The sequence below is a fragment of the uncultured Microbulbifer sp. genome, assembly GCF_947504145.1.
Taxonomy (GTDB): Bacteria; Pseudomonadota; Gammaproteobacteria; order Pseudomonadales; family Cellvibrionaceae; genus Microbulbifer.
This window is the reverse complement of the sequence record NZ_CANNGQ010000002.1, coordinates 426,548-448,505: the sequence shown is the minus strand read 5'-3', so window position 1 is coordinate 448,505 and position 21,958 is coordinate 426,548. Positions and strand designations below refer to the sequence as shown.

General features: G+C 56.4%; 18 protein-coding genes. 10 read left to right on the top strand and 8 right to left on the bottom strand.

The annotated features are described in order from the left end of the window. The first annotated feature begins 19 nt into the window (after positions 1-19). The gene (locus tag Q1A74_RS08485) at positions 20-1,180 is read left to right on the top strand and encodes an iron-containing alcohol dehydrogenase (protein WP_299594647.1); all 1,161 of its coding nucleotides are present in this window, start codon (positions 20-22) and stop codon (positions 1,178-1,180) included. A 15-nt stretch (positions 1,181-1,195) separates the two neighbouring features. Further along, on the top strand, positions 1,196-2,557 hold the full coding sequence (locus Q1A74_RS08480; RefSeq protein WP_299594645.1) for an MFS transporter: 1,362 nt from the start codon (positions 1,196-1,198) through the stop codon (positions 2,555-2,557). A gap of 73 nt (positions 2,558-2,630) precedes the next feature. On the opposite strand, the gene Q1A74_RS08475 is transcribed toward Q1A74_RS08480, so the two are convergent. The 3 genes from Q1A74_RS08475 to panC form a co-directional block, all read right to left on the bottom strand. Beyond that, a complete protein-coding gene (locus tag Q1A74_RS08475) occupies positions 2,631-3,602 on the bottom strand; it encodes a LysR substrate-binding domain-containing protein (protein WP_299594643.1) in 972 nt (323 codons plus the stop codon). Between the two features lie 98 nt (positions 3,603-3,700). Continuing rightward, positions 3,701-4,090 carry an aspartate 1-decarboxylase gene (gene panD, locus Q1A74_RS08470; protein ID WP_299594641.1) on the bottom strand — a complete coding sequence of 130 codons (390 nt, stop codon included), beginning with the start codon at positions 4,088-4,090 and terminating at the stop codon, positions 3,701-3,703. A 16-nt stretch (positions 4,091-4,106) separates the two neighbouring features. Further along, positions 4,107-4,955 carry a pantoate--beta-alanine ligase gene (gene panC / locus Q1A74_RS08465; protein WP_299594639.1) on the bottom strand — a complete coding sequence of 283 codons (849 nt, stop codon included), beginning with the start codon at positions 4,953-4,955 and terminating at the stop codon, positions 4,107-4,109. A 240-nt stretch (positions 4,956-5,195) separates the two neighbouring features. Between panC and Q1A74_RS08460 the strand changes: the two genes are divergently transcribed. The 7 genes from Q1A74_RS08460 (at position 5,196) to Q1A74_RS08430 (ending at position 13,653) form a co-directional block, all read left to right on the top strand. Further along, positions 5,196-5,927 (top strand): DUF6515 family protein, encoded by a 732-nt coding sequence (locus Q1A74_RS08460; RefSeq protein WP_299594637.1) that lies wholly within the window; start codon positions 5,196-5,198, stop codon positions 5,925-5,927. Between the two features lie 362 nt (positions 5,928-6,289). Next, complete coding sequence (speA, locus tag Q1A74_RS08455; RefSeq protein WP_299594635.1) at positions 6,290-8,212, top strand: biosynthetic arginine decarboxylase; 1,923 nt, start codon at positions 6,290-6,292, stop codon at positions 8,210-8,212. A gap of 117 nt (positions 8,213-8,329) precedes the next feature. Then, positions 8,330-9,529: a saccharopine dehydrogenase family protein gene (locus Q1A74_RS08450; protein ID WP_299594633.1), complete on the top strand. Its 1,200-nt coding sequence runs from the start codon at positions 8,330-8,332 to the stop codon at positions 9,527-9,529. 131 nt (positions 9,530-9,660) lie between these two features. Beyond that, positions 9,661-10,854, top strand: coding sequence for a carboxynorspermidine decarboxylase (nspC, locus tag Q1A74_RS08445; RefSeq protein WP_299594631.1), 1,194 nt, complete (start codon positions 9,661-9,663; stop codon positions 10,852-10,854). Between the two features lie 92 nt (positions 10,855-10,946). Further along, positions 10,947-11,816 (top strand): agmatinase, encoded by an 870-nt coding sequence (gene speB / locus Q1A74_RS08440; RefSeq protein ID WP_299594629.1) that lies wholly within the window; start codon positions 10,947-10,949, stop codon positions 11,814-11,816. 183 nt (positions 11,817-11,999) lie between these two features. Beyond that, on the top strand, positions 12,000-12,656 hold the full coding sequence (locus Q1A74_RS08435) for a DUF6515 family protein (protein WP_299594627.1): 657 nt from the start codon (positions 12,000-12,002) through the stop codon (positions 12,654-12,656). Between the two features lie 193 nt (positions 12,657-12,849). After that, on the top strand, positions 12,850-13,653 hold the full coding sequence (locus Q1A74_RS08430; protein WP_299594625.1) for a cyclase family protein: 804 nt from the start codon (positions 12,850-12,852) through the stop codon (positions 13,651-13,653). Positions 13,654-13,662: 9 nt separating this feature from the next. On the opposite strand, the gene bioC is transcribed toward Q1A74_RS08430, so the two are convergent. The 3 genes from bioC to bioB are packed head-to-tail and all read right to left on the bottom strand — an operon-like array spanning position 13,663 to position 17,488. Then, positions 13,663-15,216 (bottom strand): malonyl-ACP O-methyltransferase BioC, encoded by a 1,554-nt coding sequence (gene bioC, locus Q1A74_RS08425; protein WP_299594623.1) that lies wholly within the window; start codon positions 15,214-15,216, stop codon positions 13,663-13,665. Then, positions 15,213-16,406 (bottom strand): 8-amino-7-oxononanoate synthase, encoded by a 1,194-nt coding sequence (gene bioF / locus Q1A74_RS08420; protein ID WP_299594621.1) that lies wholly within the window; start codon positions 16,404-16,406, stop codon positions 15,213-15,215. The genes bioC and bioF overlap by 4 nt, the downstream gene beginning before the upstream one ends. Before the next feature lie 14 nt (positions 16,407-16,420). After that, positions 16,421-17,488, bottom strand: a complete 1,068-nt coding sequence (gene bioB, locus Q1A74_RS08415; protein WP_299595576.1) for a biotin synthase BioB — start codon at positions 17,486-17,488, stop codon at positions 16,421-16,423. A gap of 235 nt (positions 17,489-17,723) precedes the next feature. On the opposite strand from bioB, the gene Q1A74_RS08410 reads away from it, so the two are divergent. Next, a complete protein-coding gene (locus tag Q1A74_RS08410) occupies positions 17,724-18,431 on the top strand; it encodes a ComF family protein (protein WP_299594619.1) in 708 nt (235 codons plus the stop codon). Positions 18,432-18,447: 16 nt separating this feature from the next. Here Q1A74_RS08410 and Q1A74_RS08405 read toward each other — a convergent pair whose 3' ends face one another. Both Q1A74_RS08405 and Q1A74_RS08400 read right to left on the bottom strand, forming a co-directional pair. Then, positions 18,448-21,384 carry a prolyl oligopeptidase family serine peptidase gene (locus Q1A74_RS08405; protein ID WP_299594617.1) on the bottom strand — a complete coding sequence of 979 codons (2,937 nt, stop codon included), beginning with the start codon at positions 21,382-21,384 and terminating at the stop codon, positions 18,448-18,450. Beyond that, entirely contained in the window at positions 21,381-21,899 is a 519-nt protein-coding gene (locus Q1A74_RS08400) for a hypothetical protein (protein WP_299594615.1), read from the bottom strand. Before Q1A74_RS08400 ends, Q1A74_RS08405 begins: the two co-directional genes overlap by 4 nt. Positions 21,900-21,958 lie beyond the last annotated feature (59 nt).

Below are 21,958 nucleotides of genomic sequence, written 5' to 3'. Positions count from 1 at the left end.
TTTTATCCGGTAGCTTTTCATGTCGCACTTCAATTTTGACTCGTGTAAATCCATCGTCTGTGAACCCGGCGCAATAGCCAGGCTCGGCGAGCTCAGCGTGAACCTGGGGACTCTGCGGGTTTTACTGGTAACGGACCGCGGCCTTGTTGATGCAGGCCTGCACCAGTCAGCGGTAGACTCACTGACGAAGGCCGGCGTTGAGTGTCTACTGTATACCGACGTCGTTGCAGACCCGCCAGAATCTATTGTCGAAGATGCCATCGAGTTTGCGCGGGACCACAATATCGACGGTGTGATTGGATTCGGTGGCGGCAGTTCGATGGACGTGGCCAAACTGGTCGCTGCACTATTTCACACACAACTCGCATTGGAAGATGCTTACGGCGTGGGCAATATCAAGGGTAGCCGGCTGCCCTTGATCCAAATCCCCACTACCGCAGGGACTGGCTCAGAAGTCACGCCCATCGCCATTATCACCACCGGTGAAACCACCAAAGCCGGAGTGGTGTCGCCGCAGTTGTTGCCCGATATTGCGCTATTGGATGCAGACCTGACTCTCGGCCTACCGCCGCAGGTTACCGCGGCCACAGGTATCGACGCGATGGTGCATGCGATCGAAGCCTACACCAGTGCGATCAAAAAAAATCCTTACTCAGACATGCTTGCCAAAGAAGCTCTGAGGTTACTCAGCAGTAACATCGAGACGGTGGTTTACGACGGACAAAACCGCGACGCCCGCAGTGCGATGCTACTGGGTTCGCTCCTCGCCGGGCAGGCATTTGCCAATGCGCCGGTTGCCGCCGTTCACGCACTCGCCTATCCGCTGGGCGGCCATTTTCATATCCCCCACGGGCTCAGTAATTCGCTCGTATTACCGCATGTCATGCGCTTTAATTTACCGGTAGCGGCGCCGCTTTATTCGGAACTGGCCGAGATCATAGTGAAGAATGACGCAGGTGTAGCCCCAGACCCAACGCAGAGAAGTCTCGATTTGATTCACTACATTGAACAGCTGATTGCAAAGCTGGAACTCCCGAATCAGTTGCGCGCAGTCCAAGTACCGGAACAGAGCCTGAGCGGTCTGGCCCGTGATGCCATGCAGCAGCAGAGGTTGCTGGTCAACAATCCACGTACGGTATCAGAGCAGGATGCACTGCAGATTTACCGCGCCGCGTACTAATTCGGAGTTCCCAACATGCACACAGAAGGTTTAAAAATTCCCGTTGCCGAGTCTATCGCTGCCGGTAGAGTCGCCGCAAAATCAAGTCGCTATGCGTGGTATATGATCGGCATACTACTGGTGGCCTATACATTTTCATTTATTGACCGCCAGATACTTAGCCTGTTAGTGGAGCCGATGAAACGCGACCTGGGGATATCCGACACCCAGGTGAGCTTGCTACAGGGGCTTTCATTCGCCTTGTTCTACACCATTCTTGGTTTACCGATGGGGCGCCTCGCCGATACAGTTAGCCGGCGCGGGCTTATCGCCACTGGATTAACCTTATGGAGTTTAGCCACAGCGGTTTGTGGCCTGGCAGGACAGTACTGGCAACTGTTTGTCGCGCGGATGGGCGTTGGCGTGGGTGAGGCCTCACTGTCACCAGCGGCTTACTCCCTCATTGCCGATAGCGTTGATCGCAAAAACCTGGCCGCCGCCATCGGTGTCTACTCCATGGGTATTTATATCGGCGGCGGATTGGCACTGATCGCCGGCGGCGCTGTGGTTGCCTGGGCGGTGAATATAGACAGCGTGGTGGTTCCGCTCATTGGGGAAATCCGCTCCTGGCAGCTGGTATTCCTGGCTGTCGGGCTGCCCGGGCTGCTACTGGTTCCATTCGTACTCACCCTGCGCGAACCCCGTCGCGCCAACGCCGGTGGTACTGCGATTCCACTGGCAGATGTCTGGCAGTTCTTGCGGCACAACCGCCGCACCCTTATCCTGCTGATTCTCGGCGCCGCACTGGCATCCTTGGCCGGCTACGGTTCCGTGGCCTGGGTGCCGAGCTTTCTTATTCGCACCCATCAACTGGGGTTCGCCGAAGCCGGCCTTGCCTTTGGCTTGATCGTTTTGATCTTTGGCTCGGCAGGTGTCGTCAGCGGCGGCCGTATTGCAGATTGGTTGGGGCAGCGCGGACGGCAAGATGGTAAACCACGCACAGCACTGTATGCGGCGCTACTGGGGCTGGCACCAACACTGCTTTATCCGTTGATGCCGTCACTCACAGGCGTACTGATACTGCTATCCATATCAACCTATTTCACCAACTTTATGATGGGATTGGGGCCGGCGGCCATTCAGGAAGTGGTGCCGGCGAATATGCGCGGGCAAATATCGGCGCTGTATCTGTTTGTCGTCAACATCATTGGGTTGGGGCTGGGGCCCTTGAGCATTGCACTCGCCACGGACTACGTGTTTGAAGACCCGAACCTCCTGCGTTATTCATTAGTGCTGGCACCCGGGTGTGCACTCACTATTTCCGCCTTGCTGCTCTGGCGAGCCCTGCCGCACTACCGCGCGAGCCTTGCAAGCCATGAGACCAGCCAGGCCCACTGAATCCAGTTTGCGACGCTAGAATGTGAAAAGATACGGGATTAGAAGCCTGAGGCCAGGGGTAGCAGGCCCGGGTTTAAGGATGAACGCTCTCCGGTGCATTGGCTTCTTGAAGTAGCCAATTCCGGAAAAAAACGGTCGCCGGATTTTGTGCATAATTTTTTGGATAGAGCAGGTAGTAAGATTCTTCCTTCAGCATGGCAAAACTGTGTGCGCATGCCACTCTGCCATCCGCGATAAGCGGCGCTGTCAGAGGCATGTACATCGGGATCAAACCCAAACCATCTGCGGCGGCCTGGGAGGCTACAGCCACATTATCCAGAATGATATTGCGCTTCTTAGATTTCAGTTCTGGAACGCCCGCTGCGGCGAGCCACTGGGGCCACAAATCTGGCAGATGCTTATAGTGCAGCCAGTCGTATTCGGCCAACGACTCCAGATTTTCAAAGGGCGTGGTCCGGCCGATCAGCTTTGGCGCGCCCATGATCTGAATGGGAATATCGAATAGCTTGTCAAACAGGCAGTCCTGCCAGTCTCCTCGGCCAAGGCGAATTGCAGCATCCATAGATCCGCCAAGATCCAGTGCCGGGTAGCTGGCATCGACGTTGTTTGTGATAAAGGAGATGGAGAAGCCGGGAGAAAGCGCTTCGAGGCTCGATAGGCGACTCATTAGCCACATCGCATTAAATGTGGCGGAAACATTCAGACGGAAACTTTGTTCTGCCCGTCCCGTCACCAAGCGATCGGTTGCCGCTTTTAGCTCTACAAATAAGGGGGCAATTGCTTCGAAGTATTGTTTACCAGCCGACGTAAGCGCCAGATTTTTATTGCAGCGTTCGAATAGTTGAAGGCCGAGAAACTCTTCCAATCCGCGGATTTGCCGGCTTATCGCAGATCGGGTGACACACAGATCTTCTGCCGAACGGCTGAAGTTGAGGGTCCGTGCTGCACTGACAAAGCACAACATGGCATTGAGTGGAGGGTGTCTGTCCCGCATTTCATCGCTACTTTTTTCGATGATACTACTGACAATCTCACGGCCTGGCAATCCGCGACCACTCCAGCAACCCAGGAATGGGTACAACCGACTCCCAGGCCTCACCTACAGGAATCGGCGACCGAGGTTTCCCCTGCTAACTTAGCAATTTATACCGACTCTAACTTCTGAACAGGAATTGTGTTCGCGCTCCGCTCGACCCGGTTCCGCTCATCCAGATAAACCAGCTTGGGCTTAAATGAATCTGCCTCAGATTCAGACATCTGCGCATAGGCGGCGATGATCACCCGATCTCCCACCTGTACTCGACGCGCCGCCGCACCGTTCATAGAAATAATCCCGGAACCACGCTCCGCGAGAATCACGTAGGTGTGAAAACGTTCCCCATTCGAAACATTGTAAATATCGATCTTCTCAAACTCGCGCAGCCCAGCCAGCTCAACCAGATCTTCATCAATCGCGCAGGAACCGTCATACCAGAGCTCCGCCTGGGTGACCGCGGCCATATGCAGTTTGCCCTTCAGCATCTCAATTTGCATAAACAGATCCCTACCTTTACATACTCAAAGAAACGTTATCAATCAGGCGTGCACCGCTGGTGTACATAGCGCCCAGTAGCGTGATCGCGCGATCATCGTGTGCAGCGGGTTGCAGATCCTTGCTGTTACAGATGGAAAAGTAATCTACCTTGAATCCCGCTATTTCAATCCGTGTTTTCGCCTCGTCCTCCAGTGCGGCGAAATCCCGGCGGCCATTTTCGATTTCTGTACGCGCCCAGTTCAGCGACTGGTTCAACACCGCCACCTTCGGCCGCTCCTCCTCGGTGAGATAACCATTGCGTGAGCTCATTGCCAGGCCATCTTCTTCCCGATGTACCGGTGCCGCAACCACCTCAACCGGAATGCACAGGTCTTCGACCATGCGGCGGATCACCGCCAGCTGCTGGAAGTCCTTGATGCCGAATACCGCCTTGTCCGGCTGCACAATATTGAACAGCTTGGCGACAACCGTCGTTACCCCCTCAAAGTGGCCCGGGCGGCTCGCACCGCACAGCACATCCGTCATGGCCGGGCACACCACACGGGTCTGCTGGTCCATACCGTTGGGGTAGATCTCGGCCTCTTCCGGGTGGAACAGGTAGTCACAATCTGCCGCACGCAGTTTGGCCATGTCTTCCTGCATGGTGCGGGGGTAGGTATCCCAGTCTTCGTTCAGGCCAAATTGCAGACGGTTGACGAAGATGGAGACCACCACCAGGTCGCACTGCTGCCGGGCCAGATTCACCAGCTCGATGTGGGCGGCGTGGAGGTTGCCCATGGTGGGTACGAAACCGATGGTCTTGCCATCGCGGCGGGCCTGGCCCAGCGCTTCGCGCAGGCTGGCCACATGGTGAAAAACTTGCATTGCCGGGGATCCGCCAGAGGTATACACGGGCGGCATATTACCTTCCGGCGCCGGGCGGAACAAATAACGTGAACCAGATCAAAACATTGGTCGAGTTCGGTTTTTGGCTACGGGTTAACAAACTTGCGGGGCTGGTTCAGGAAGGATTCAGTGTACTCCGGGCACACTGGTCCCAAGTTAGCCAGAAAGCCCACGATAACGGGCACCGACAAGCCGCACCGGCGGCTGTGGAGAGAAGCCATGAAAAGACTGATTACTGCCATCACCACCGCCGGCCTGTTGCTGGCCACCGGCCCGGCACTGGCGGACCGGGACGACCGCCACCACCGCAACGACCACAACCGCAAGTTCGTGCAGCAGCAGGACCGCAACAAACAGCATCACACCAAGATACGGGATATGGAGAACAAGCGCCGGGATGCCCACAACCGCCGCCTGGACCGCGAAAATGCCCGTGAGGACCGCCGCAAAAACCACAAAGGAAAAGACGACCGACAGGATAAGCAGCACGGCAAAGACAAGCACAAATACCTGAAGTACGCAGGCTATGACCGCCGCTACGACAAAAACCGCAACGACAGGAAACAAGCGCATGGCGGCCACAAACCCCACCGCCCTGCACACAGACCCAGTCACAAGCCACACCGCCCGCATCATCGCCCACACAAACATCGCTGGCGCCCGAAGCACTACGGTTACGGCTACCGCTGGAAACGCCTGCCCAAAAGCTATATCAGCCTGACGTTTGGCGGCCTGGGCTACTACTTCAGTGACGGGGTGTTCTACCGCCCTAACGGCGCCGGATATGTGGTTGCCCAGGCCCCGGTTGGCGCCTTCGTGCGCACCCTGCCGGGCACAGCGATGAGCGTAAGCTTCAACGGCCTCAACTACTTCGTCGCGTACGACACCTATTATCGCTGGGACCATCGCCGCAACGGTTACTTAGTAGTACACAACCCCGGCTTCCTGTAATGCGGGATTGATTCCACCAATTCGACTGGAAAGGAAGCTCACAGGAACGGTTTTCTCCCAACCCCAACAACCGAATGAAAGTTCGGTTATTGCCCCTCTGGCGACTCTCTCGAGTCGCCTTTTTTATATCTCGAGCGCGCGCCAACCCGGCAAACCCCGCGCCAAAGATGTCCGCATTCACAAACAGCGCAAAAACCGAACAAAAATTTAATTTTTTCCTTTAAAAAAAGGCCATTTTTCTTTTCTATAGTTATTGCTTTCCACAAACTCTGGCCCCAAGATTCGCGCCGCTGACGCACCCCGGAACTCTTTCCGGTACACACTTTCAGAACCCCCTAGGATTCCCCAACTTAATAGACGCCATGAAACAACAACAGATCGAAAACTGGACCTGCGAAGACTCAGCAGAGCTTTACGGCATCCGCAACTGGGGTGCCGGCTATTTCAATTTGAACCAGTCTGGTGAGATCACGGTTGAAGTTAAGAACGATGCCGGGGACCTGCACGCCGTTTCCCTGATGGATATCGCACAGGGTGCCACCGAGCGCGGCTTCGGCATGCCACTGCTGGTGCGCTTTGAAAACCTGCTCGACGCCCAGATCGCGCGCATCAACAACTCCTTCCGCAGCGCTATTGAGAGCAGCGGATACAACAACGTGTTCCGCGGCGTTTTTCCGATCAAGGTGAACCAGCAGTGCCAGGTGATCGAAGAGATCGCCCGCGCTGGCCGCCAGTTCGGTCACGGCCTAGAAGCCGGCAGCAAAGCGGAGCTGATCGCCGCCCTGTCGATCCTGGACAACACCGATGCACTGATCGTGTGCAACGGCTACAAAGACGAAGAGTTCATCAACCTGGGCTTACAGGCCCAACGCCTCGGCGTACAGGTGTTCTTTGTAGTGGAGACTCCATCGGAAGTGGACACCATTATTCATTGCGCCCAGCGCGAGAAAGTGGAACCCAACATTGGAGTGCGCATCAAGCTGGCCAGCAAGGTTGGCGGCTACTGGAACGCCACCAGCGGCGACCGCAGTATCTTTGGCCTGGGCAGTAACGACCTGATCGCGATGGTCGACAAGCTGCGTGATGCCGACATGCTGCACTGCCTGAAACTACTGCACTACCATCTGGGCTCGCAGGTACCGAATATCCGCGATATCCGCACCGGCGTGCTGGAAGCCTGTCGCTACTATGCAGACCTGGTGGAAGAAGGTGCCGCCATGGGTTACCTGGATCTGGGCGGTGGCCTGGCAGTGGATTACGATGGCTCCAAGACCAACTACACCCACTCCAAGAACTACTCGCTGGATGAGTACTGTGTGGATGTGGTGGAAGCCATCATGGGCACCCTGGACAGCGAGGGCGTGGAGCACCCGGTAATCATTACCGAGTCCGGCCGCGCCACGGTAGCCTATTCGTCGGTATTGCTGTTCAACATTCTGGACACCACCAGCTTCGAGCCGATCGAGCTGGAAGAGGACAGCATCAGCGATGATGCGCACCCGATGTTGAAAAACCTGCAGCATGCACTGCAGAGTGTGACACCGAGAAACCTGCAGGAAAGCTACAACGACGGGCTCTACTACCGCGACGAGATTCGCGCGCTCTACCTGCATGGGCAGGTCAGCCTGCGGGATCGTGCACTGGCGGAGAACCTGTTCCTGCAGTGCGCGCAGAAAATTCGCAAACTGCTGGATGAAGTGGAGCAGGTACCGGTAGACCTGCAGGCGTTGCCGGAAGTGTTGTCCGACATTTATTACGCAAATGTGAGTGTGTTTCAATCGCTGCCGGACATCTGGGCGATTGACCAACTGTTCCCGCTGGTACCGGTACACCGCCTGGATGAAGCGCCGACCCGCTCGGCGATTATTGCGGACATCACTTGCGACTGTGACGGCAAGATCGATCGCTTTATCGACCGCCAGGATGTGCGTAAAACCTTGCCGGTGCATCCGCTGAAGGAAGGCGAAGAGTATATTCTCGGTACTTTCCTGGTTGGTGCGTATCAAGAGACGCTGGGGGATCTACACAATCTGTTTGGTGATACCAATGTGGTGAGCGTTCGTATCGAAGAAGACGGCAGTGTCGATTACAGCCGTGAGATCCACGGCGACAGCATCGCGGATGTATTGAGTTACGTGGAATATTCACCGCAGGATCTGTTTGAACGCTTCCGCAAGCTCGCAGAGCGAGCGGTAAAAGAAAAGCGGATTACTGCGCAGCAGCGTAAGGATATTTTGCACACCTACACTGCAAGCATGAGTGGTTACACCTACTTCGAAAAGTAAATCGATTTTCGAGTGTATTTTGTAGGGTGGATAAGCGAAGCGTATCCACCAAAATTTCACGGGCCGAAGTCCTGTTAACGCCGGTCCGGTGGCGACGAAGCCCAAAGGGAGAACGATATGGCCAACGTATTAATTGTAGGCGCCGGTGGCGTCGGTCAGGTGGTTGCACACAAGTGTGCGCAGGTAGAAGAGGTGTTTGAGAATATCACCCTCGCCAGTCGCACCAAATCCAAATGCGACAAAATCGCCGATATGCTGCCGCGCAAAATCAATACCGCGGAAGTGGATGCTGACAATGTCAGCGAAATGGTCGCCCTGATCGAAAAGGTCAAGCCAGACATGGTCATCAATGTGGCCCTGCCATATCAGGACCTACATATCATGGATGCCTGCCTGGAAACCGGCGTGCACTACCTGGACACCGCCAACTACGAGCCGCCAGAAGAAGCCAAGTTCGAGTACAGCTGGCAGTGGGCGTATCAGGAGAAGTTCGAGAAAGCAGGCCTGATGGCACTGCTGGGCAGTGGTTTTGACCCCGGCGTAACCAGCGTATTTACCGCCTATGCCAAGAAGCACCACTTCGACCGCATCAAAACCCTGGATATTCTCGATTGTAACGCCGGCGATCACGGCCTTCCGTTTGCCACCAACTTCAACCCGGAAATCAACATCCGCGAAATTACCGCGAATGGCCGTTACTGGGAAGACGGTAAATGGGTGACCACCAAGCCCATGGAAGAAAAGCGAGTGTTCGAATTCCCGGAGGGTATTGGTGAAAAAGACCTGTACCTGCTGTACCACGAAGAACTGGAATCCCTGTCCAAGCACTTCCCAGAAATCGAGCGCGCACGCTTCTGGATGACCTTCGGTTCCAGTTACCTCAAGCACCTGGAAGTTTTACAGAATGTTGGCATGACCAGCATCGAGCCAATCGAATTCCAGGGGCAACAGATTGTACCGATCCAGTTCCTCAAAGCGCTGCTTCCGGATCCGGCGAGCCTCGGCCCGCTGACCAAGGGCAAGACCTGTATCGGGAATATCGTAAAGGGTACTCCCAAGGGCGGCGGTGAAGACAAGATTTACTATGTCTTCAACATCTGCGACCACCAGGAAGCGTTTAAAGAAGTACAGTCCCAGGCCATCTCCTACACCACCGGCGTACCGGCGATGATCGGCGCGAAGATGATGATGGAAGGCAAATGGATGAAGCCCGGCGTGTGGAATATGGAACAGCTGGATCCGGATCCGTTTATGGACGATCTGAACAAGTACGGCCTGCCGTGGCAGGAAACCTGGCTGGATAAGCCTTTCGTTTAATTGCACTGGACTGCCGGCCCACGCCGGCATGACCTTGACCTCCCTGCAGGAGCCTGCTTGCTGGCGAACCACCTCGGCATCCGCCCTGTTCGCCTGCTGGGCAGGCTCCTGCAAATACAACGTGAGAATAAATGGACCTGACTCCCCGCAAAGACTACTTCGGCGAATTTGACCCGACTCGCGTCCCCACCCCCTGCTTCGTGGTGGACGAAATCGCCCTGCGCGACAACCTGGAAGTATTGGCCGATGTGCAGAAGCGCAGTGGTGCCAAGGTACTGGCCGCACTGAAAGCCTTTTCCATGTTCAGCGTCGGCCACATTGTGGCCGAGTATCTTTCCGGCACCTGCGCCAGCGGCATTAATGAAGCAAAGCTGGGTTTTGAAGAGTACGGTGGCAAGGACCTCGGCAAAGAAGTGCATGTGTTCAGCGCCGGTTACAAAGAAGCGGAGCTGAAAGAAATTCTGGGCTTCGCCCACCACGTGATTTTCAATTCGTTTTCCCAGTGGAAGCGCTACAAAGCCATGTGTCTGGACGCGCAAAAGCAGCGCCCGGAGTTGCAATTTGGCCTGCGCATCAACCCCGAACATTCCGAAGGGCACACACCGATTTACGACCCCTGCGCCCCTTGTTCGCGCCTGGGTATCGTGCGCAATCAGTTTGACGGGGAAGACCTGCACGGCATCAGTGGACTGCACTTCCACACGCTGTGCGAGCAGGACTTCAAACCCCTGGAGCGCACCATCCAGGCAGTCGAGGACAAGTTTGGCGATTTGATTCCACAAATGGCGTGGATCAATTTCGGCGGCGGCCATCACATCACCCGCTGTGATTATCAGGTGGAAGAATTGATTGCTGCGGTCAAAGCCTTTTCCAGCAAGCACGATGTTCAGGTTTATCTGGAACCAGGCGAAGCAGTCGCGCTATTTTGCGGTGTGCTCGTAGGCGAAGTGATCGACCTCACCTGGAACGGTAAAAACCAGGCCATTCTCGATGTTTCTGCCACCTGCCATATGCCCGACGTTATCGAAATGCCTTACCGCCCGGAAATCACCGGTGCCTCTCTACCGGAGGAGCTGCCGCACAGTTACCAGCTTGGCGGTCAGAGCTGTCTGGCCGGAGACAGGATCGGCGAATACAGTTTTGCCGAGCCACTGCATATTGGCGAGCGGATTGTGTTTGAGGAAATGGCCTACTACACCATGGTAAAGACCAATACGTTCAACGGCATCCCGCTGCCCTCCATTGCGCTGTGGAATTCGGATACCGATGAATTGCGCATGGTTAAAGAATTCGGGTACGAGGACTTTAAAAGTCGTCTCTCGTGACTCCAGCCCACCGCAGGTGCTCTGAAGCAATTGCGGTGACGGTGAAACCTTTCACCCGGCACTCCGCCGCCACAAACGGTTATAAAGAACCCATGCACCAAGAAGACCCCAATGTTTTTCTGGGCTCCGAAATCGAGCAACCCAAACCAGAAGACGCCCTGTTCCATATCCTGCCAATTCCGTACGAAGAAACCGTCTCCTACGGCGGCGGTACAGGCAAGGGACCAGCGGCGATTATCGAAGCATCCCACCAGTTGGAAACCTTCGACAACTTTTCCACCCCCTGCGACCTCGGCATCTACACCCACGACGCCATAGACGTCAGCGGCCCCGCCGAGCAGGTCATGGAGAATATCGCGACCGCCACCCGCGAAATCCTCACCCTCGGCAAAATGCCTGTGGGCATCGGCGGTGAACACTCGGTGACCTGGGGCATCATCAAGGGCTACCTGGATGCCGGGTACACCGATTTCGGCGTAGTGCAGATCGACGCCCACGCCGACCTGCGCGACCGTTACGAGGGCCACAAGCACAGCCATGCCAGTGTCATGCGCCTGGTATGCGAAGCCGGCGTGCCCCTGTATCAGCTGGGTATCCGCGCCTACTGCGAAGAGGAAATGCAAGCGCGCCGGGAGTACAACGTGCGCTTTATGGACGCCCACCAGCTGGTTCCGAATCAGGTGCAGTCCATCCAATTGCCGGACGACTTCCCCAGCCAGGTGTTTTTCACCCTGGATATTGACGGCATGGACCCATCGGTCTTCCCCTCCACCGGCACACCAGTACCGGGCGGCCTGGGCTGGTACCAGACCCTGAGCCTGTTCGAATCTGTGGCAAAGCAGCGGCAGATCATCGGCTTGGACCTGCTGGAGTTTGCGCCCATCGAAGGCTTCCATGCCTACGAGTTTGGCGCCGCCCAGCTGCTGTACAAGCTGATGGGTATCATCCAGCGCAATCAGTAACGCCGCGCCACAGCAATACATAACCGGACAATCGACCAGTTATCCACAGCGAAACCAGGCTGTGGGTAACTCCCGGGATGATCTGACATTTCTTAACGCTAAGCCGTGACCAGCCGCTAGCGCGCCCCCTCGAATGCGGTTATTATTTGGACAGATAGCAAGTACTCACATACGGGGGGACCCATGAAAAAAGCGGTCAAATGTCTGATATTTGGCACCGGACTGGTCGCACTACTGTCGTTTGCGTTTGCCGCACCGGCAGACGCACATTCTGGCCACCGCGGTCACCACCACGGACATCTGCCGGCGTACGGACCCCGTTACCGCCCGGCTTACCGACCCGGCTACTGGGGCCCGCGCTTCCGCGGCCCGCGTATCGGTATCGGCTTTACCGTCCCCATTCTGCCGGCAGGGTACGTGAACATGGCGGTGGGCGGCGTGCCCTACTACTACCATGGCGGCTATTACTATCGTCCGGCCCGCGCCGGATACGTGGTCGTGGACGCGCCTCTGGGCGCAGCGGTACTGACCCTGCCAAGTAGCGCCGTGCGCGTACAGATTGGCGGTGGCACCTTCTACCAGTACGGTGCGGCCTACTACCAGTGGCGCCCGCAAATGAACCGCTATGTAGTAGTTCCACCACCCGCAACCGTCGTTGCCAGCGCACCGGCAGTTGGCAGTACCCAGCCCGCCTACTCCCCGGGCCAGGTGGTAAATGAACTACCCGCTGGTTATGCGGCCGAGGTGATCAACGGCATCCAGTACTACCGCTATGGCGGCCACTACTTTATGCCCACCCAGCGCGACGGCCGCGAGGTTTACGTGGTCGTCCAGGTGTAAACCCGCCTCTTATCAGCACCCCACCGATTAGGGCCTCCGAGAACAAACGCCTGGCAACAGGCGTGCGTTACGGAGGCCTTTCTGTATCTCCACGACCACCCGCTGGCAGCATGCGTACATTGGTATAGGCTTTCAGGGCGCACTTCTGTAAGGGATTGAGCAGGAAGCGCCAAAGTACACCCGGAGCCCAGCCATGACCCCTTTACGCCTCACCCTCGCTCTACTCGTTTGCCTACCCATCAGCCTGCTGGCAGATGCACTGACTGAAGGCCAGTGGGTGGACCTCTCCCACGATTTTGCCGAAGACACCCTCTACTGGCCCACCGCGGACAAGTTCGCCAAGAGCACCGTATTCGCCGGGGAAACCGACAAAGGCTATTACTACTCGGCCTACAACCTGGAAACTGCGGAACATGGCGGCACCCATGTGGATGCGCCGGTGCATTTTGCGCGCAATCATCCGACGGTAGACAAGATTCCACTGCAGCAACTGATCGGACCGGGGATTGTGATTCGTGTAGCGGATCAGATTGGCAAGCAGGACAAAAAGGATCGCAATTATCTGATTTCTGTTGAGGATATTACGCGCTGGGAACAGCAGCACGGCACCATCGAGAAAGGCAGCCTGGTGCTGTTCGACACCGGCAGCGCGCAGTACTGGCCGGATGCGGAGAAGTATATGGGTACCGCGGAGCGCGGTGAGGCGGCGGTTGAGAAACTGAACTTCCCCGGGCTATCGCCGCAAGCAGCCATTTTCCTGGCGGAAAAACGTGGGGTGAAAGCCGTCGGGCTGGATACGCCGAGTATCGACTACGGCGGCTCGCGCCTCTTCAAAACCCATCGGGAATTATTCAAACGCAATATTCCCGCGCTGGAAAATGTGGCCAACCTGAATGCGCTGCCGGACAAAGGGTTTACCCTGATCGCGCTGCCAATGAAGATTCGCGGGGGCAGTGGCGGGCCGACACGTATCGTCGCGTTTATTCCGAAGGACTGACCGGTTCGATTAGCCGGATACCGCCGCATCCATGGCCGCGCTGCGTGCCAGATTGTGTGCCAGTTTGAGATACAGCACCTGATAGGTAGCGGGCAGGCCCGCGGCGGTGCGCTGCTGTTCATAGGCCGCAGTAAGCCTCCGCAGCTTATCCCGGCTTAGCAACCCCTTGCCCGCAGCCCGGTTCACATTGTGGGCGCCAATACTTTTCAACTCGCGCATCAGGGTGGTGACCTTGTCGAAATGGAGTACCCGCTGCTCTAAGGTTACCGCGCATTCCAGCTGATTCCCCACACAGGCGGTTTGCCAGGCTTCACACGACAGGAAACGATTGACGTGCACAGCGCCATCCACCGCCGCCCAACTGGACTCCAGCTCTGACAAAGTGCCCGGTACCAGGGTGGAAATTAGGGTATTGCCCGCGGGCGCCAATACCCGGCGTATTTCTGCGAAGAGTTGCGGCAGCTGGTAACACCACTGCAGTGCGAAACTGGAAAACACCAGGTCCACGCAACCATCCGCCAGCGGTAGCTGTTCCGCATCCGCGGCAACGTAGCCAGCACTCACCGGCCGGTGTTCGCGGGCATATGCCAGCATCTGTGGGGCGATATCCAGGGCGATGATTTCCGCATCGGGGAAGCGTTTGCGCAACAGCTCGCTGCCGTAGCCGGTGCCACTGCCGAGGTCCAAGATACGTTTCGGTGACCAGTTCTCGCCTGCGCGCTGAATCAGCTCCCGACACACCGCCCGCTGCAGGTGAGCAGCCGCATCATAACTCTGTGCGGCGCGGCCAAAAGCCCGGGCCACAGAGGTTTTTTCCAGCGGCGCGGGCTCCAGGTGCAACGACGCCAGGAACGATTCAATCAACCCGGCTACCTCTTGCGGCTGACTCAGATGCGGGCAATGACCAGCACCAGTGATCACTCCTATTCCCACACCCAGCGCTTCGATCTTTTTCGCCGCCGCAACCGGCACCAGCGCATCCCCTTCACCAAAAATATGCAGTGCGGGCACAGCGAGTTCCGCCAACAACGCCCGGTTATCCAGATTTCCAAGGTAGTCCAGAGCGTTACTCCAGCTTTCGGGGATTTGCTGTGGCTGCCAGCCTTTGAGGGTTTTCAGTAGCGCGCGCATAGCGCTGTCGCCGCGCGCTTCGAGCCCACAAAAGCGCTGGTAGTTTTTTTCCGGCATTTCCCGCTGGGTATGGCAGAAATCGGCAAAGGTACCTGGCTCCATACCCGGCCAGTCATCGCGAGTGACGAAACTGCCATTGGCGGCGATGGTGATCAGGCCGCGTACTTTATTGCTGCTTGCCGCCAGCTGTGTGGCCAACATGCCGCCCAGTGACCAACCCAGCAGCAGACAATTTTCCGGTAACTGCGCGTCCAGCTGAGCGAGCAATTCCTGAGGGTCGGGCCATGGCGCTTCCGCGCGTGCACCAAACCCCGGCAGCTCAATATTTACTATCGTGCCGAAGTGATTTCTCAATGCCTCCAGCAGTGGCCGCCAGCAACGGGCATCACCGCCCCAGCCGTGCAACAGAGCGATATTCATATCGCCGCTCATACCAATACCTCGCTGGTTCTGAGCGCCGCTGCCAATGCATTGAGTAGACCATCAATCTGCGCCTCACTGTGTGCGGCTGACAGGGTAATACGCAAACGCGCAGTGCCGGCGGGTACCGTGGGTGGGCGTATCGCGCCGACGAGATATCCCGATTTCTGCAGCTGCCCGGCAACGTTCAATACGATTTTCTCGCAGCCCAGCACCAGCGGCTGAATGGCGCTGGTAGAGCTTTCCAGGGGCAGGCCTTTTGCCGCGGCATTGCGGCGAAAATACGCAATGCGCTGTTGCAGGGTTTCAGCCAACGGCTCTTGCTGCATCAGCTCAAGCGCGCGCAGACAACCGGCGGCCACCGCCGGCGGCATGCCGGTGGTGTAAATATAGGTGCGGGCAAATTGCGCAAGATAATCGATCAGTGCCTGTGAGCCCGCCACAAACGCACCGCCATTACCGGCGGCTTTACCGAGGGTGCCCATCACGATGGGCGCTGAGTCCTGGTCCAGCCCCGCTGCGGCGACACTGCCGGCACTGGGATAGGCATCACTGCCCATCACGCCAAAACCGTGGGCCTCGTCCACCATCAACCAGGCATCGTAGCGGGCGCACAATGCTGCCATCTGCGCGAGCGGCGCGGTGTCGCCGTCCATGCTGTAAACGCCGTCCACTGCCAGCAAAATATTGCCGCTGTTTTTTCCCCGGGCGCGCTTCAACTGAATTTCCAGACCATCCAGATCATTGTGAGCAAACCGCAGAGACTGGGCGCCGGAGATGCGCCCACCGTCGATCAGCGAAGCGTGGTTCAACTTGTCCTGCACCACAACATCACCGCGACCGACAAGTGCGTTGATCACGCCCATATTGGCCATATAGCCACTGCCAAATAACAGCGCGGCTTCACGCCCGGTAATTTCGGTGATTTTATTTTTCAGTTGCTCATGGATTTCGAAATGGCCGTTGACCAGATGGGACGCTGTGGCACCGGCCCCCAGTTCTGCACCGCGCTGTTGCGCGGTGATCACTTGCGGATGGGTGGCAAGACCCAGGTAATCGTTACTGCTGAAGGTAACCAGTTCGTGCCCATCCACCACAGCCGCCGGGCCGGGCGCCGCGGTGAGGGTTTTGTGACTGCGGTACAGCTGCTGCGCCCGGCGCTCGGCCAGGCGCGTTTTGAGAAAATCCTGAAGAGAGGTCACAACAGCAACAGAACTTACGCCTTGGCGGCGTCGTAGAAAAAGGAATCATTTTGCTGTTCGGTGACCCGCTCCTGCAGCTCTGCTTCCACCGCCGCTTCGTCTTCGTGCTGGTGGAATTCCTCCGGCTTGATGCCCAGGCGGCCAAACAACTGCATGTCTTTATTGGCTTCCGGGTTACCGGTGGTCAGCAGTTTTTCGCCATAGAAAATGGAGTTGGCACCGGCGAGAAACGCCAGAGACTGCATCTCATCGTTCATCGCTTCGCGACCGGCAGACAGGCGCACGTGAGACTTTGGCATCATGATGCGAGCGACAGCGATGCAACGGATAAACTCGAAGGGGTCGAGATCCTTGTTATTTTCCAGCGGGGTGCCAGCCACTTTCACCAGCATATTGATAGGCACGGACTCGGGTTGCTCCGGCAGGTTCGCCAGCTGCATCAGCAGGCCCGCGCGGTCCTTTTCCTCTTCACCCAGGCCGATAATGCCACCGGCGCAGACTTTCATACCGGCGGAGCGCACATTGGACAGGGTATTCAGGCGATCCTCATAAGTGCGGGTGGTGATGATGTCACCGTAGTACTCCGGCGAGGTATCCAGGTTATGGTTGTAGTAATCGAGGCCCGCATCCGCCAGGTCTTTGGCCTGGTCATCGGACAGCATGCCCAGGGTCATGCAGGTTTCCAGCCCCAGGGACTTCACTTCCTTCACCATCTGGGTGACATAGGGCATGTCTTTTTTCTTCGGCGAGCGCCAGGCGGCCCCCATGCAGAAACGGGTGGCGCCACTGGCCTTGGCCGCGCGGGCCTCTTCCACCACAGCTTCCACCTTCATCAGCTTTTCGCGCTCCAGGCCGGTATCGTAGCGGGCGCTCTGCGGGCAGTAGCTGCAGTCTTCCGGGCAGGCGCCGGTTTTGATGGAACAGAGTGTGCTCACCTGGACCCGGTTGGCGTCAAAATGCTGGCGGTGCACCGTCTGCGCGGTAAACAGCAGATCGTTGAACGGCATCGCAAACAGGTCCAGAACCTGCCGGCGAGTCCAGTCGTGGCGCAGCTGGCCGTAGGTGGACGATTCAGAAGACATTTGCGGGTTGGCAGTCACAGGAATTATTCTCCTCGGGCGACGGGACTAAACAGTCAACATACTGGGTCACAGCGTCGGGGTCGGTTGATTAACCGGGTTTCCATCAAAGCCTGCCAGTTTAGCCGCGGCCCCTTCGCTGTCAACCTGGAAAACCAATTCTGGTTTACAAGTCTGACACCGCGAGGATGGGGGCTAGCGGGCCCCAAAAGGAAAGGGAAGGAGAGAGGGAAGATCCATGGTAATGCGCTTGCTGGGACAGCTGCTTGACCGCACTATCGACCGTCATTTGGCCGTATGCCTGTTGTGCGCCAGCGGTAACGATATTCGTGCGGGGATCTGCCCGTCATGCCAGTGGAACCTGCCCGCCATCGGCCACGCTTGCAGTAGCTGCGCACTGCCGCTGCAACACGTCTCGGACCATCAGTGCCCCCGCTGCCTGCAGAAGCCACCGCCGCAAGCGATCAGCCGCGCCTGCTGGTATTACGCCTACCCGGTGGCACAGCTGATCCAACGCTTCAAATACCGCCGCGACCTAACCGCCGGCCGCACCCTGGCGGAACTGGCCGCAACCCGGCTCAATCCAGGGAAAGACAAACCCGATCTGCTCGTTCCCGTGCCTCTGCATTGGCGCAAGCAGCTCTCCCGCGGCTACAACCAGGCCGGGCTGATCGCCGAGCGGCTCGGCCATCAGTGGCGCATACCCGTAAATACTCGCGTCCTGCGCAAGGTCGCACTGACCGGCAGCCAGCAGGAACTGCGCCGTCGCGAGCGCCTGAATAACCTGTCCGGCAGCTTTGCCGCGCACGGGCGCGTTGCCGGCCTGCACATTGGCCTTGTCGACGACGTGATTACCACCGGTGCCACGCTGGAAGTCGCGGCACAGGCGCTGCTGGAGGCGGGAGCCGAGAAAGTCAGCACCTTTGCGTTGGCGCGCGTGCCGTGATTCGAATATCAGATACTCAGTCCGGCCTGGAATCTGTCACCGTGAACTGCTTGGATGCCAGTACTGTCCCGTCCACCGACAAAAGATCCACGGCCCAATCCCCAGGGACTTTTTCCCACTCCTCGTCCATGGTTTGGTAAACGACCGTCTCATCGCCCACGGATGGAAAGAGCAGCTGCGATGACTCAGACGTGCGATCGCCCTGCTCATTTTCCAACTCAGGGAAACGCCAACGCACCACAATCGCCACTTTGGGTTCCTCTTTCCCATCCACAAACCGGTCCTCAACCTCCACTTCTATACCGAAGCGGGAGTCTTCGTTGACATCGATACGGTCTTTCGTTGAACGGACATATACCCTGTTCGCGTTGCGACGCCTTGCGACATTTCCAAAATCTTCCAGATGTACGGAAACGTCATGGGTATCCACATCGTACACCTCCTCAAGGACCTGCCGCACCACATCGGCCGAGGCACGATCATACCGGGGCGAGGTGACGATCTGCGCAAGTATACTCAGCCTGTGGCGATCGAATTTTTTCAGTAAGTCGTCATCTTTTTCCTCCAAATCGGTGCTCTCCCGATCCGAAGCCAATAAATCCAGGCACTTGCCCGGGTTCTGACCGAATCCTTCGCCCCCCAGACAATTCAGTCTCGCGATATCCAACGCGGCATACTCGTAGCCCAGCTCTTCAGCACGGGTGTAATACTGCAGCAGTTCCGGATCGCTGACATTGTCAAATACCCCGTCCTCTGCCAACCGGGCCAGCCAGTACGGTGCGGGAGCGAACCCCTCATCCATAGCGCGCCGATACCAGTTCGAAGCCAATTCAAGGTTCTTGTGGGGACCCGGCCGCCGGAAGTACTGTCCCAGAATGTACATTGCCTTGCCGCTACCCAGCTCCGCGGCACGAGTGTAGTGGAAGATTGCGCGCGGAAGGTCCTTGACTGTGGCAGCTCCGAACCAGAAGGAATCTGCAAGCAATATTGCCTCGTCAATCCGCACTGAGTCTTCGACAAAATTTTGATCGGGCAACCCCAGTTTACGCACCAGAAATTCATTCACCAGCGCAGCCTGATGCCGCTCGCCCACCCAGTTATGGTTCCCGTGCCCAACGGCTTCATAGGCAAGAAACTCGACGTCGCCTCCGCTTTGCTGTAACACATACTTCATCCGGTTGCTCTGTTCAAACCCGGAAACACTGTCTTCTTTGCCGGCCACCAGCAAAACCGGCACATCAATTTTATCCACTAGCCGGAAAGGGGACCGCACCTTCATGCCCTCATCGAACTTTCCAACCACTTTTTCCACGCTTTTCAGATAACCCTCGTGCAAACGTAAATTGCTGGTATTGAATAGCAGAGGAATATCAAATACGCCGTACATGGCAACAGCGCAATCGTAGATAGCAGGTTGATCGATTGCCAACATCAGGGCGGAGTAGCCCCCATAACTGGAGCCAATTGAGCAGGTATTTCTGAAGTCGTGATCGGCACGTACTTGATTTACAACGGCCGATATATCCTGCTCGATGGCTTTACCCCATTCCCCGCGACCGCTGGCGATAAACCTCTTCCCGAAGCCGGCAGAGCCGCGAAAATTTACCTGCAGTACAGAGAATCCCCGGCTGACAAAATACTGAACTTCCGGGTTAAAGTGGGCGTAATCCCTGACGCCGACCGGTCCGCCGTGAGGCATCACCAGAAGTACATTGTTTGAATGTCTGCGCGGTTCGGTAAATATCGATTCAACCAGGGTTCCATCTTCCATCTCGGAGGTCATCACCTTTGACTCCGATAGTAGAGAATGGTTTATCCGGGTAAATCGCTCGCCAATCAGCGCAGCCTCTTTGCGCTGCGAATCATAGAGATAGTAGGCGCCCGGATCTGAAGAGGAAGACACGAGTAATACCTTCCTTTCCGTTTTCAACCCTTCCGAGACCACGGCAACTTGCTTACCAGGAAATGCAGCACTTAGAAGTTTATTTTGCCTGACATCCTCATCCAGAAAATAACGCACTGAACGGCGGCCATGGTCATAGTAGGTTACAGACCTGATGTGCACACTCTGCTCAACGGTGTCGTTTTTACCGGCACTCACGAGGACGATATCCGCATCGTCCAGGTCATAACGCTCATGCTGATAAAGCACTTTTCCAAACTGGTTGCTATCCAGGTCGTATTCAACAAGCGCTACGGTATCGGTCACCTTGTTACTCAATACAATCATTTTGGATTGATCAATCATCGAGACAGGCAGGAACTCCTCAACCGAAGATTCAATCCGGTAGATGTTGCGCCAGTCGTGCGCATCCCTGTACAGCACCCAGATCTCCACCGAGCCATTCGCGCTAACCAGGGAAATCAAGCTTTCACTGGACGCATCCCACAGATAGTAGAGAGCATCGTCTATCTCTTTGCGGAAGCGATTTCTGCGGCCAAAATCTTCTTCCACCAGCTGGTCCACAGTCAGGCGATATAGTTTCTGGCTACTTGGATCGCGGTCTGATCGATGAGCGAACACAACCTCATTCTCTGAGTCTGGTAGATAATCGACGATATACCCGTGCTCGGCAACGTATCGAACATCAAAGCTCACCTCACCATCAACGATGCTCAGATCCACAAAGCCATGACTCGTACGATTGATTCTGGTGTCTTGATAACGGAAATGCAGGGTATCGTTATCCACCCAGCCGTACCCGGACAACTCCAGATAATCTTTGTCAAAATTGATCAGCCCGTCAAAAATTCCTGTTTTGTGGTTGAACACCCCCAGGAATTCCCCCTGGTCCAGGAGGTGCCCCGCAATCTGTTCCGAGTCAGGGCTCATTTCAAGCGTCAGGATATTGGGGTTGCTGAACAGAACTTCCGGATCAATACTTTTCGCCGCACTACCCAATGGGAACAAACTCACCACTGCCAGCCACAAGAAAGGGGTAAAACACCTCATGATTCACCTCCGCCCTGTAAACCTTCCGCCAACCGAAAAAAATCATCCTCGCCGGGGCCAAAATACTCTACTCGCCGACTAGAGAGCAGGTGTGGGAACTTTTCTTCCAGATACTCCAATGCCTGCGAAGACTCATTCACTAACTCGAATTCACCAATCAGGGACCAGCGATTGGTTCGCACTTTCAGGTCACCTACATAGCTGATCACACCGGGTTTTACCGAGAAGCCCCAGTTATCATCATTCAACCGAAATCCGAAAAAGTAATTGATATCAACTTTACGAACCCTGTACTCACCGGCGGGGGCTTTGAACAGGATATAATTTTGTTCTTTATCAAGGTCAGACTCGGTAAGAATGAAGCTTCGCCAGCCCGAAATATGAATCTCATCAAGCTGCTGATTCGTATCCACCCCGATCAGTAAATAGCCTTCCCCCTTTTCCAGGCCGGAGTCCAGATCCTGCTGGATGGACGTCACCTTGGACACACACCCTGAGAGCATCAGGGCTGCCACAACAACGATACCTATTGTTCTTATCATTTTTTCTTCCTTTAGATACTCTGAGGAATCCT

What these genes read in the sequence shown, in the direction of transcription:
- Q1A74_RS08485 (WP_299594647.1), top strand. Translation starts at nt 20, where the DNA reads ATGTCGCACTTCAATTTTGACTCGTGTAAATCCATCGTCTGTGAACCC.
- Q1A74_RS08480 (WP_299594645.1), top strand. Translation starts at nt 1,196, where the DNA reads ATGCACACAGAAGGTTTAAAAATTCCCGTTGCCGAGTCTATCGCTGCC.
- panD (WP_299594641.1), bottom strand. Translation starts at nt 4,090, where the DNA reads ATGCAAATTGAGATGCTGAAGGGCAAACTGCATATGGCCGCGGTCACC.
- panC (WP_299594639.1), bottom strand. Translation starts at nt 4,955, where the DNA reads ATGCAAGTTTTTCACCATGTGGCCAGCCTGCGCGAAGCGCTGGGCCAG.
- Q1A74_RS08460 (WP_299594637.1), top strand. Translation starts at nt 5,196, where the DNA reads ATGAAAAGACTGATTACTGCCATCACCACCGCCGGCCTGTTGCTGGCC.
- speA (WP_299594635.1), top strand. Translation starts at nt 6,290, where the DNA reads ATGAAACAACAACAGATCGAAAACTGGACCTGCGAAGACTCAGCAGAG.
- Q1A74_RS08450 (WP_299594633.1), top strand. Translation starts at nt 8,330, where the DNA reads ATGGCCAACGTATTAATTGTAGGCGCCGGTGGCGTCGGTCAGGTGGTT.
- nspC (WP_299594631.1), top strand. Translation starts at nt 9,661, where the DNA reads ATGGACCTGACTCCCCGCAAAGACTACTTCGGCGAATTTGACCCGACT.
- speB (WP_299594629.1), top strand. Translation starts at nt 10,947, where the DNA reads ATGCACCAAGAAGACCCCAATGTTTTTCTGGGCTCCGAAATCGAGCAA.
- Q1A74_RS08435 (WP_299594627.1), top strand. Translation starts at nt 12,000, where the DNA reads ATGAAAAAAGCGGTCAAATGTCTGATATTTGGCACCGGACTGGTCGCA.
- Q1A74_RS08430 (WP_299594625.1), top strand. Translation starts at nt 12,850, where the DNA reads ATGACCCCTTTACGCCTCACCCTCGCTCTACTCGTTTGCCTACCCATC.
- bioC (WP_299594623.1), bottom strand. Translation starts at nt 15,216, where the DNA reads ATGAGCGGCGATATGAATATCGCTCTGTTGCACGGCTGGGGCGGTGAT.
- bioB (WP_299595576.1), bottom strand. Translation starts at nt 17,488, where the DNA reads ATGTCTTCTGAATCGTCCACCTACGGCCAGCTGCGCCACGACTGGACT.
- Q1A74_RS08410 (WP_299594619.1), top strand. Translation starts at nt 17,724, where the DNA reads ATGGTAATGCGCTTGCTGGGACAGCTGCTTGACCGCACTATCGACCGT.
- Q1A74_RS08405 (WP_299594617.1), bottom strand. Translation starts at nt 21,384, where the DNA reads ATGAGGTGTTTTACCCCTTTCTTGTGGCTGGCAGTGGTGAGTTTGTTC.